The sequence below is a fragment of the Paenibacillus sp. P3E genome, assembly GCF_001909045.1.
GTDB classification, from domain to species: domain Bacteria; phylum Bacillota; class Bacilli; order Paenibacillales; family Paenibacillaceae; genus Paenibacillus_AQ; species Paenibacillus_AQ helianthi.
In genome coordinates this window covers 46,694-57,001 of record NZ_LVWH01000179.1, presented here as the reverse complement: position 1 = coordinate 57,001, position 10,308 = coordinate 46,694, and the positions used below count along the sequence as shown (strand labels likewise).

Annotated in this window: 10 protein-coding genes and 2 tRNA genes; 1 reads left to right on the top strand and 11 read right to left on the bottom strand. The window is 50.0% G+C overall.

The window, feature by feature from the left end:
* Window positions 1-518: 518 nt before the first annotated feature.
* The 3 genes from A3842_RS19980 to nrdR all read right to left on the bottom strand — a co-directional run bounded on the left by A3842_RS19980 (window position 519) and on the right by nrdR (window position 1,459).
* A tRNA-Lys gene (locus tag A3842_RS19980) sits at window positions 519-591 on the bottom strand.
* A gap of 10 nt (window positions 592-601) precedes the next feature.
* Window positions 602-677 (bottom strand) — tRNA-Ala (locus A3842_RS19975).
* A 305-nt stretch (window positions 678-982) separates the two neighbouring features.
* Window positions 983-1,459 (bottom strand): transcriptional regulator NrdR, encoded by a 477-nt coding sequence (gene nrdR, locus A3842_RS19970; protein WP_074084047.1) that lies wholly within the window; start codon window positions 1,457-1,459, stop codon window positions 983-985.
* A gap of 165 nt (window positions 1,460-1,624) precedes the next feature.
* Here nrdR and A3842_RS19965 point away from each other — a divergent pair, with 165 nt between their 5' ends.
* Window positions 1,625-1,843, top strand: a complete 219-nt coding sequence (locus tag A3842_RS19965; protein WP_074084046.1) for an alpha/beta-type small acid-soluble spore protein — start codon at window positions 1,625-1,627, stop codon at window positions 1,841-1,843.
* A 119-nt stretch (window positions 1,844-1,962) separates the two neighbouring features.
* Here the strand turns inward: A3842_RS19965 and A3842_RS19960 are convergent, their stop codons facing one another.
* The 8 genes from A3842_RS19960 to A3842_RS19925 all read right to left on the bottom strand — a co-directional run bounded on the left by A3842_RS19960 (window position 1,963) and on the right by A3842_RS19925 (window position 10,290).
* Entirely contained in the window at window positions 1,963-2,526 is a 564-nt protein-coding gene (locus tag A3842_RS19960; RefSeq protein WP_074084060.1) for a lytic transglycosylase domain-containing protein, read from the bottom strand.
* Window positions 2,523-3,119, bottom strand: a complete 597-nt coding sequence (gene coaE, locus A3842_RS19955; RefSeq protein ID WP_074084045.1) for a dephospho-CoA kinase — start codon at window positions 3,117-3,119, stop codon at window positions 2,523-2,525. Before coaE ends, A3842_RS19960 begins: the two co-directional genes overlap by 4 nt.
* Window positions 3,120-3,128: 9 nt before the next feature.
* Window positions 3,129-3,875 (bottom strand): manganese efflux pump, encoded by a 747-nt coding sequence (locus A3842_RS19950; RefSeq protein WP_074102496.1) that lies wholly within the window; start codon window positions 3,873-3,875, stop codon window positions 3,129-3,131.
* 195 nt (window positions 3,876-4,070) lie between these two features.
* On the bottom strand, window positions 4,071-4,907 hold the full coding sequence (gene mutM, locus A3842_RS19945) for a DNA-formamidopyrimidine glycosylase (protein WP_074102495.1): 837 nt from the start codon (window positions 4,905-4,907) through the stop codon (window positions 4,071-4,073).
* Between the two features lie 50 nt (window positions 4,908-4,957).
* Complete coding sequence (gene polA / locus A3842_RS19940; RefSeq protein ID WP_074102494.1) at window positions 4,958-7,630, bottom strand: DNA polymerase I; 2,673 nt, start codon at window positions 7,628-7,630, stop codon at window positions 4,958-4,960.
* Window positions 7,631-7,836: 206 nt separating this feature from the next.
* Complete coding sequence (gene phoU, locus A3842_RS19935; protein WP_074102493.1) at window positions 7,837-8,496, bottom strand: phosphate signaling complex protein PhoU; 660 nt, start codon at window positions 8,494-8,496, stop codon at window positions 7,837-7,839.
* A 68-nt stretch (window positions 8,497-8,564) separates the two neighbouring features.
* Window positions 8,565-9,320: a phosphate ABC transporter ATP-binding protein PstB gene (pstB, locus tag A3842_RS19930; protein ID WP_074084040.1), complete on the bottom strand. Its 756-nt coding sequence runs from the start codon at window positions 9,318-9,320 to the stop codon at window positions 8,565-8,567.
* A 241-nt stretch (window positions 9,321-9,561) separates the two neighbouring features.
* Window positions 9,562-10,290, bottom strand: a complete 729-nt coding sequence (locus tag A3842_RS19925; RefSeq protein WP_074084039.1) for a response regulator transcription factor — start codon at window positions 10,288-10,290, stop codon at window positions 9,562-9,564.
* Window positions 10,291-10,308: the final 18 nt, after the last annotated feature.

Sequence of the window (10,308 nt, the reverse complement as noted above, 5' to 3'; positions counted from 1 at the left end):
GTATATTCAATGACAAATTCTAGAATTGGTTGACAAATCAATCATAGAAACCGCTTTCGGGAACAGCAATAATTTGAAGATAATTAACCCGTTAATTTGATAGCTCTGAATTAATTGATGATCTAGTTCCTTTTCAGCTTCTCTTATACCATTTGCTTTTATGGATATCGACTGTAAATAGTCCTCAACACATCTATTTAAGTAATCTAAGAACATATGAAGTTACGACATAAAACAAGAACAAACTCATGAAACCAGTATCTTATTGCCGCAGGTAACGGCATTGCTCCCAAATCAAAGGTATTTCTACCTCTCGTTCTGCTTGCTAGCCCGCTTATGGCGAGATCAGAGGTATTTCTACCTTTCATTCTGTTCTCTAGCCCGTTCACGGTTAGTTCAGAGGTATTTCCTTTCCCCTGGTCTCTTTCTTCACGTTTATCCCTCTAACTTTCATCGGAGTTATCACAGTATAATTCCCTATACAGCAAAGAAACGGCATTTCTGCCGTTTCTTTAGGATGGACTCTCAGGGGCTCGAACCCTGGACAAATAGATTAAGAGTCTACTGCTCTACCAACTGAGCTAAGAGTCCATATGAAGTTTGGTGGAGCCAAGGGGGATCGAACCCCTGACCTCATCGCTGCCAGCGATGCGCTCTCCCAGCTGAGCTATGGCCCCATGAAGCCTTTTAGAAGTACAATATGTATTCTAAAAACTGACTTTATCTGTAACGTTCATGTCACTAAGAAGTTAATTTGTTTCGTAGGCGACTTCTATATAATATAAAATTCCGGACTCAGTGTCAACACTTTTGTTAAAAAAGTTTTTGGAGTGATCCTCTGCCCGTCCGCCTAAGGATTTAGGAGTAGCAATAAACCACCTTACAGTACGGCGGCTTATTGCTTCACAGGGACAGTTCCACTCAGCTTGCAGGGTAAAGAGAGAACGCTCTCACTCCACATAGTATAACCTTCAGCAGCTCCCTATAATCCCTCCAGCTCTCCGGTACTCTTGGACAACAGGCCTTTGAGCTCCTTCATGAACATGTTGATGTCCTTGAACTGGCGATAGACGGAGGCGAACCGGACGTAAGCGACTTCATCTACAGGGTAGAGCTGCTCCATAACGAGCTCGCCGATCTGACGGCTCTCCACTTCGGCCAAGGCGATCCCGCGCAGGGACTTCTCGACTTCGGAGACGATGACCTCCAGGCGCTCGACGGAGACGGGACGTTTCTCGCAGGCGCGGATCAGGCCGCGCAGGATTTTGTCGCGGCTGAATTCTTCGCGGCTGCCGCCTTTTTTGATCACAATCAGTGGCGTTTCTTCGATCATCTCAAACGTGGTGAACCGCCGGCTGCATGACTCGCATTCCCGCCTGCGGCGGATTGACTTATTTTCATTGGCCGGACGGGAGTCCAGCACTTTGGTATTCGTGTGATCACAGTATGGGCATTTCATAAGCTTAATCACTTCCTTTTGCAATATAGGTGTCGTCCCGGTCCGGCAAGGAATCCGGCTTTGAGGCGCTCATTCTAATTTCCATAAATCACCGTTTATTTATTGTTATGAAGATGGCAAGTCCAGCACATAATACAGTTACCAACCGATAGGAGGTGAACAGTAATGAGCCAAAATAACAGCTCCAATAACCTGGTAGCTCCAAATGCACGCGGTGCCTTGGATCAACTGAAATACGAAGTTGCCCAAGAACTCGGTATTACGCTCTCCCCAGATGGATACCAAGGCAATAAAACTTCTTATGAAAATGGTTCGATCGGTGGTTACATCACTAAACGTCTTGTAACCCTGGCTGAACAATCACTGGCAGGTCAGTTCAAATAAACATTTCACCATAAGTTTGCCAAGAAGTATTATTCGACTTTTGGGTCGTGTAATACTTCTTTTTTGCATAAACAGGGGACTAACTTAAGGAAATTACAGAAAATGTAAGATTATGCACTCTAGAACTCATTATAGATCTCTGTGTACTGTTCATAATAATAAATGACACGCTGCACATAATGACGGGTCTCGCCAATCGGAATATCTTTCACTGCCGCCTCGCTCCCGTCCCAGTCCCCTTCATCCAACCAGCGCTGCACCTTGCCTGGGCCAGCGTTATATGCAGCAATAACCGCTATGCGGTTGCCGTCAAACTTGCGGGACAGCGAAGACAGATACCAGGTACCCAGCTCAATGTTAGCGGATGGCTCTTCCTTAAGCCTGTCCAGCGATACATCCGGGAGCTTGGCCTTTTCGAGTGCCCACTTGGCGGTATCCGGCATCAGCTGCATAAGACCTATGGCGCCTTTTTTGGACTCACGTCCAGTTTTATAATTCGTCTCAACCCGGATGATTGCCGCCACAAGGAACGGATCCATCTCATAGGTAAGACTGTGCTTTCGGATCTCATTCTTATAATAAATGGGATAAAACCAGGACATCCAATTCGTACTCAAGAACAGAATGGCTGTAAAGCCAACGAACAGCAGGAGCAGCACTCTTTTTTTACGCAGCCATTTCATGATAGACCCAGCCTGTCCCATAAAGCTGCAACCTGCTGCCTTGTATTATCCAGATTACCACTGTTGTCGATGACATAGGTGGCTTTACTACGCTTCTGCTCAATGTCCATTTGGGCACTCAATCTGCCTTCAGCCTGCTCCATTGTAAGCGTATTGCGTTCCATCAGACGGTCCAGCTGAAGCTCACGGGGAACGTAGACCACGATGATCTCCTGAAACAGATTGTCCAGACGGGATTCATACAAGAGCGGAATATCCACTATAACCAATTGCTGGGGTACTTCCTGTTCCAAAGCATACATACGGTTCTTAATCTCCCGGCGGATCGCCGGATGTGTCAGCTCATTCAGCTTCTGCCGGGCATCAGGATCGTGAAAAACGATCTCTCCAAGTCTGGCCCGGTTCAGCGTTCCATCCGGCTGCAGGATTTCTTCTCCAAACTCTTGCACGGCTGCGGCCAGCACCGGAGACTCCGGAAGCATTACCTCTCTGGCAATGACATCGGCATCAACCAGTCGCGCCCCCTTATCCACAAAGATTGCGGATACGGTGCTTTTTCCGGAGGCAATGCCTCCGGTTAAGCCCATAATCATGTACTCACCTCATAATAGCTTCATTATTCCCATTGCAATTAATAATAACGCAGGAAGTAAGGCAGCATGCCTCATCCAGTAGCTTCCTGACAGCTTCAGCCCTGTCTTCATCCCAAGTAGCAGGAAAGTTCCGCTAAAGAGAGCAATCATCAGCGACGTAGAGACCGGACTGAATCCCAGTAATGCCGCTCCAAGGCCCGCGCCAAATGCATCCAGCGACAGTGCAATTCCAAGCACCATCGCTTCCATAGAGGATATGCTGCCGGAAGCATCCATATCGGCGGAAGAAGGTGTGCGAAGAATCTGGATCACTACTCCAAGATGCCTCAGCTCCAGTGAGAAAACTTCCGATTTAGACGGCTCTCCGTCCTCTGCTTCCAAGGAATTCTCAACACCATTGCTCCCGGCAAGAGCAGCAGCCGTCTCCCGTCTAGCCGCGCCGTCGGACTTCCCGCCTTCGTCTTCCGTACGATGCTCTTTTTCCTTCTGCATCAGCATCTGGAACAAAGACCAGCAGCCCATCAAGACGAGAATAACCGCTCCAATACTGGATGCGGCATGAGGAGAAACCACCTTGGCCAGCAGCACACCGACCTGCATAGAGACACCGATAACGATCCCCGAGCACAGCGAGATAATCAGGATTGAGAGCAGCGGTATTTTCATTTTACGAAGCCCATATGTAACACCTACACCAAAACCATCCAAACTCAGGGCAAACGCCAGCAGCAGCAGTGAAAAAAATGGGCTGAACACCCGCAATCCCTCCCGTGAAGAACCGGCAGCCCGCCCGGATGGCTCCGGGCAAGGCTCCGTTCGCTCTAATCAGCATTCTTCACACAGTATATGGGCGGGACAGGTATTGAGTGCCTGGCTTTTATTACTGCATGGACAATATTAGCGTAAAACCGGAAGTACAGCAGTGCCAAATCTTACGATGTAACGCTTACTTTAAATTCCCTTTTGCGGCTGACAGTTTGGACAATAATGCGTGCCTCTGCCGCCCACCACACTTTTCTCGATCAGCGTGCCGCAGCTCGCACAAGGCTGATCCTTGCGTCCGTAGATAAGCAGCTGATGCTGGTAGCTTCCGCTCTCTCCCTGGCCGTTGACATACGATTTCACCGAAGATCCTCCTGCATTCACAGCCTCAGTCAACGTTGCGACAATGGCATGATGCAGCTGATCCAGCTGACTTCCGGTAAGCGACTTGGCGCCCGTTTCCGGGTGAATACGGGCACGGTGCAGTGCTTCATCCACATAAATATTTCCGATGCCGACTACATATTCCTGATTGAGCAGCAGCGGCTTAATTTTGGTGCTTTTGCCTGATACGATTTCCTTGAAACGTTCCGGTGTAAAAGATGGATCAAGCGGCTCCTCTCCCAGCTTCTTCAACGGCGGCAGCAGCAAATCTTCCCCCGGCTGGAACAGATGCATCGTCCCGAACTGGCGCACATCTGTGTACCGCAGCTCCGTACCATCCGTAAAATGAAAAATCACATGGGTATGCTTGTCCAGCGGCTCCTCTCCCTGATAAAGGCCGTAGCGGCCCTCCATCCGCAGATGGGATACCATGACAAGTCCATCCAGCACAAAACGTAAAAATTTCCCTCTGCGCTCCACTTGTACTACAGTATGGCCTGCCAGCATGCCCGCAAAAGCCTGAATATCGTCCGGACGTTGGATGATCCGCGGCAGCCGGACGGTGACGTTCTGTATCTGCTTGCCTGTAATCAAGGCATTAAGTGTTCTTTTGACAGTTTCTACTTCCGGTAATTCCGGCATAATGGCTCACCTCCCCTTCATTATACCGGATATACGATCCTTGCGGGGGCCTATTTCGCCTCATACCAGTTGCTTCCATAACTTACCTCTGCCTTGAGTGGTACAGATAGCTTGAGCGCTCCTGCCATTACCTCCGGCAGCAATTGTTTCATTAGCTCAAGCTCATCTTCGGGTACTTCGAACACTAGTTCATCGTGTACCTGCAGCAGCATGCGGCTTTTAAGACCGCGCTGGTGCAGCGCCTTGTCCATGTGAACCATAGCCAGCTTGATGATATCCGCCGCTGTCCCCTGAATTGGAGTATTCATCGCTGTACGTTCGGCAAAAGAGCGCAGATTGAAGTTCTTCGCATTAATCTCCGGCAGATAGCGGCGGCGTTCCAGCAGTGTGGTTACATAGCCCTGCTTGCGGGCTTCCACTACAATATCGTCCATGTAACGGCGCACACCTTTGAACACTTCGAAATACTGCTCAATGAAATGTGCAGCCTCTTTGCGCGGAATATTCAGGTTCTGGGACAGGCCGTAATCACTTATCCCGTAGACAATCCCGAAATTGACCGCTTTGGCGGAACGTCGCATGTTGCTGTCCACTTGGTCGGCGGCAACACCGAACACATCCATCGCTGTTTTGGTGTGAATGTCCATATCCTCCAGAAAAGCTTCCTTCATCCGCTCATCACCGGAAATATGCGCCAGTACACGCAATTCGATCTGCGAGTAGTCTGCCGCCAGTATCGACCAACCCGGCTCGGAGGGCACAAAGACCTTGCGGATTTTGCGGCCTTCCTCCAGACGGATCGGAATATTCTGCAAATTTGGAAACTGGCTGCTAAGTCGTCCGGTTGCTGCGATCGTCTGGCGGTAAAAGGTATGCACCTTGCCGGTCTCCGCAGAGATTTCCTTAAGCAGACCTTCTACGTAGGTGGACTGAAGCTTGGCAATGGTACGGTATTGGAGAATCAGCCTTACAGCATCATGGTAGGGAGCCAGCTTCTCCAGCACCTCGGCATCCGTGGAATAACCAGTCTTCGTCTTTTTGACAACAGGCAGGCCCAGCTTCACGAACAGAATTTCCCCCAGCTGCTTCGGGGAGTTGAGGTTGAACTCAGTACCGCAAATCGAATAAATATCCGATACCAGCCTGGAAATCTGGGCCTCAAACTCCTTGCCGAGATCGATCAGATCCTGTTTGTTGACAGCAATCCCCTGCTTCTCCATGTCAGCCAGAATGCGTGACAGCGGCATTTCCAGATCGACAAACAGGCCGGTCATATCCGTGTCCGTCAGCTCCTGCTGCTGTTTCTGCACGATACCAAGCACAGTGGCGCTTTTGCGGGCGACATGATTGCCCAGGATTTCAAGCTCCGGTATTTTATATTTAGCGCCTTTGCCGAATACCTCTTCATCCGGAGACAATCGGGGCAGACCATATTTGGCTGTAAGGTCATTCAGATTCTGGTTGGCTTCCGTAGGGTCCAGCAGATAGGCAGCTAGCTGAACGTCATTAGCGGCTCCGGCAAAAGCAATTCCCTGCCAATGCAGCGCCAGATCTGCTCGGTGCAGATCATATCCGCTTTTGGGTGCTTTCTCATCTCCGAGCCAATCCCGCAGCTTCGCCGCAGCAGGGCTCTTCAGCAGTGCAAAGGGCACGAAAAAGTGCTGCTCTGGCGAGGAAAAGCCGATGCCGATCACTTCCGAACGATGCGGATTCTCACCGTTTGTCTCCACATGCAGCGCAGAAATGCCAGGCAAAGCAGCCAGCAGCTCCGGCAGCTCCGTTTCCCCTACGACGGTGATATCCAGCTCCGCAACCGGAGCCGCTTCAGTTCCGTCTTCAGGGTCTTCACCTGCAGGAGCGTAGGCGCTCAGTGACAGACGCTCGAGCAGGGACTTGAATTCCAGCTTGGCCAGCGCCGGGCCGGCAGTATCCTTTTTGATTCCGGTGAAGACCATATCCTCCCAGGCATGCTCCAGTGGAACCTCACGGTAGATGGTCGCCAGTTTCTTACTCATTACAGCGCTGTCTGCATGTTCCTCCAGCTTCTCCTTCATTTTACCCTTCAGCTCATCCGTTCCGGCCAGCACGCCTTCTACCGAACCGAACTGCTGCAGCAGTTTCAGTGCCGTCTTCTCGCCGACCCCTGGAACGCCGGGGATATTATCACTGGCATCTCCCATCAGACCCTTGAGATCGATGATCTGCTGTGGAGTGAGGTCGTATTTGTCGCGGATTTGCTGAGGCCCGTACATTTCAACCTCGGTAACCCCTTTACGCACCAAAGCCACTGTCGTATGATCCGAAGCCAGCTGAAGCATATCCTTATCCCCGGACACAATCATAACCTGGCGTCCAGCCTCATCGGCTTCCCGGGATATACTTCCGATAATATCGTCAGCTTCGTAGCCGTTAATTTCAAATTGCGGCACACCGAGATTGCGCAGCAGGTCTTTTAGCATCGGGAACTGTTCGGAGAGCTCAGGTGGTGTCTTTTGACGGCCGCCTTTGTAGTCTTCATAACCTTCATGCCGAAATGTGATCTTCCCTGCATCAAAGGCTACAATCATATGGGTGGGCTTATGCTCTTCAATCAAGCGCAGCAGCATGGTTGTAAATCCGTACACTGCGTTGGTCTGCTGCCCTGCGGTATTCGTCAGCGGCGGCATTGCGAAAAATGCGCGGTAAATAATGTTATTGCCATCTATTAGAATCAACTTGTCCATTTCTGCACCTCGCCTTTATCTTGCATACTTCTTTACATTTTACCATATGCCCTGCTCAAGCAGAAACAGCAAGAGGTCGTTCATCGCGGAAATGCTCTAGTCATACAAAAAAAAGCAAGCCTTCACTGAAGAAAGCTTGCTGTCTGAGTTTCAAAGGCAATAACGCCCCTTCTTATCAACGTGTCTAATGAAAACAGGTCATTCTGCTATTGATTCAAATCAGGACGTTTGCCGGTCACCAGGTAGACTACACTCTCGCCAATGTTGGTGGCATGATCCGCTATCCGCTCGATATACCGGCCAACCAGCGTCAGCAGCATCGCCTGATTCAAGAATTCCGGTTTTTCGACCATATAAGCATACAGCTCATTAATCATCCCGCTGTACAGTTGGTCCACCAGGTCGTCATCTTGAGCCATTTTGTAGGCCAAATCGGTATTTTCGTCCAGATAGGATTGAATCGCTTCCGTAATCATTCCCGCTACAATCTCTGCCATACGCGGAATATCCACAAGTGGCTTAATCAGCTGTTGACCTTGGATCCGCATAGTGACCTTGGCCACATCCAGTGCCAGATCCCCCATCCGCTCCAGATCGCTTGATATTTTGAACGCTACAATAATACGGCGAAGGTCCTTCGCTACCGGCTGCTGGGTGATGATGAGCCGCGAACCGATTTCCATGATTCTGTCTTCCATGGCATTGAGCCGCAAATCCGCCTTCACGATCTCCTGAGCTCGCTCAGTGTCCAGGTTCTGCAGAGCAAGTACCGCACCTTCCAGCGCGTCTGTTACATGCTCGCCCATCTGCTGCAGCAGGCTGCGCAGCTCTTCCAAATCTTTATCGAATTCTTTTCTGCGAATCATTATAAAAGCGATCCTCCTCAAAAACGTATGGTCAGCCTGTCACTCCGGGAATATGCCAATCAGTTGGATCAGCCGAAGCGTCCTGATATATAGTCTTCAGTGCGGGAGTCCTTCGGATTCGAGAACAGCATCTCGGTATCCGCAGCCTCCACGATTACACCGTTCAGGAAAAACACTGTGCGGCCCGATACCCGTGCGGCCTGATGCATATTATGTGTGACCATGACAATCGTATACTTGTCCCGCAGCTCCTGTACCAGTTCCTCAATCTTAAGTGTGGATACCGGGTCCAGAGCGGAGGTCGCCTCATCCATCAGGAGAATGTCCGGCTGTACCGCAAGCGCTCTGGCAATGCAAAGACGCTGCTGCTGCCCGCCGGAGAGACTGAGAGCCGATTTCTTAAGGAAATCCTTAACTTCCTCCCACAGGGCGGATTGGCGCAGGCTCTGTTCCACCAGCACATCCAGCTCCGCTTTGCCGCGTACTCCGTGCAGACGGGGACCGTAAGCCACATTGTCATAGATCGATTTGGGGAATGGATTCGGCTGCTGGAACACCATGCCTACCTGCTTACGCAGGCTTTCCACTTCCACCTCGTCGCTGTAAATATTTTTGCCGCTAATGTTAACCTTACCTTCAATACGTGTACCGGGGATCATATCGTTCATACGGTTAAGAGTACGCAAAAGGGTGGACTTCCCGCAACCGGAGGGTCCGATAAAAGCGGTCACCTGTTTCTCAGGCACTTGAAGGTCCACGCTTTTCAGCGCGTGAAATGACTCATAGTAGAGATCTAGCTTCTCTATGTCAATGATGGATTTCATTAGTTTTTGTGTCTCCTTCTCATCATCTTCGTACCCCATGATAAGCTTTCAGTGTAAATAGAGTTGAAGAGAATTGTTAACAGAATGTTAAATCATATGTAAGGTTTGGATGACAAAACATCAAGAAACAAAAAGCCCTCACATTGTGAGGACTTGCCACGGTCAACCTACGAATCCAATTCATAGCTTTTGCCAAAATGCTAGATATTTATGCATTCACTTATAAAAGAACACCTTTATTTTACATGACCGGGCTTCTTTTTTTGTTCACCACAAGTTTGTAGCCCACTCCGCGGATCGAATCGATATGCACGGATTCCGGGTCCAGCTCAAGCTTCTTGCGCAGGGAACTGACATGCACGTCTACGGTGCGCTGTCCTCCAATGTAATCAAAGCCCCAGACGGCATTCATCAGATCATCACGTGTAAGCACCACCCCCGGCTTGCGGGCCAGATACAGCAGAACCTCGAATTCTTTGGGCCGGAGATTGATGCTCTGACCACCCAGTAATACCTCATACCGCTCAGGGTAAATCTCCAGTTGTCCCAGGATTATGGTAGATGCGGGTACTGAAGTATCCGGCTGAACTTCTTCGGCCAGCCCGGAAATCCGGCGCAGTACTGCACTGACACGGGCAAGCAGTTCAGATACGCCAAAAGGCTTGGTTATATAATCATCGGCGCCTGATTTCAGCCCCCGCACCACGTCCTCTTCGGCATTTTTGGCAGTCAGCACGATTACAGGCGTACGGATGCCTTGACCGCGCAGCTTATCCAGAATATCAATCCCATTCATTCCAGGCAGCATCAGATCCAGTACGATTAAGTCAAAAGGTTCTCTAGTCGCACGGTCATATCCTGCCGTTCCATGATCCTCAACGGTGACCTCATAGCCTTCCTGCGTCAAATTATACGACAGCAGCCGGGACAGTGTCGGTTCGTCTTCAATGACAAGCAATCGTTGTGCCATAGTTTCCCCCGTCTTCAT

Excerpts from the sequence above, each read along its gene's own strand:
- nrdR (WP_074084047.1), bottom strand. The coding sequence starts at position 1,459 with ATGAAATGCCCATACTGTGATCACACGAATACCAAAGTGCTGGACTCC.
- A3842_RS19965 (WP_074084046.1), top strand. The coding sequence starts at position 1,625 with ATGAGCCAAAATAACAGCTCCAATAACCTGGTAGCTCCAAATGCACGC.
- A3842_RS19960 (WP_074084060.1), bottom strand. The coding sequence starts at position 2,526 with ATGAAATGGCTGCGTAAAAAAAGAGTGCTGCTCCTGCTGTTCGTTGGC.
- coaE (WP_074084045.1), bottom strand. The coding sequence starts at position 3,119 with ATGATTATGGGCTTAACCGGAGGCATTGCCTCCGGAAAAAGCACCGTA.
- mutM (WP_074102495.1), bottom strand. The coding sequence starts at position 4,907 with ATGCCGGAATTACCGGAAGTAGAAACTGTCAAAAGAACACTTAATGCC.
- polA (WP_074102494.1), bottom strand. The coding sequence starts at position 7,630 with ATGGACAAGTTGATTCTAATAGATGGCAATAACATTATTTACCGCGCA.
- phoU (WP_074102493.1), bottom strand. The coding sequence starts at position 8,496 with ATGATTCGCAGAAAAGAATTCGATAAAGATTTGGAAGAGCTGCGCAGC.
- pstB (WP_074084040.1), bottom strand. The coding sequence starts at position 9,320 with ATGAAATCCATCATTGACATAGAGAAGCTAGATCTCTACTATGAGTCA.
- A3842_RS19925 (WP_074084039.1), bottom strand. The coding sequence starts at position 10,290 with ATGGCACAACGATTGCTTGTCATTGAAGACGAACCGACACTGTCCCGG.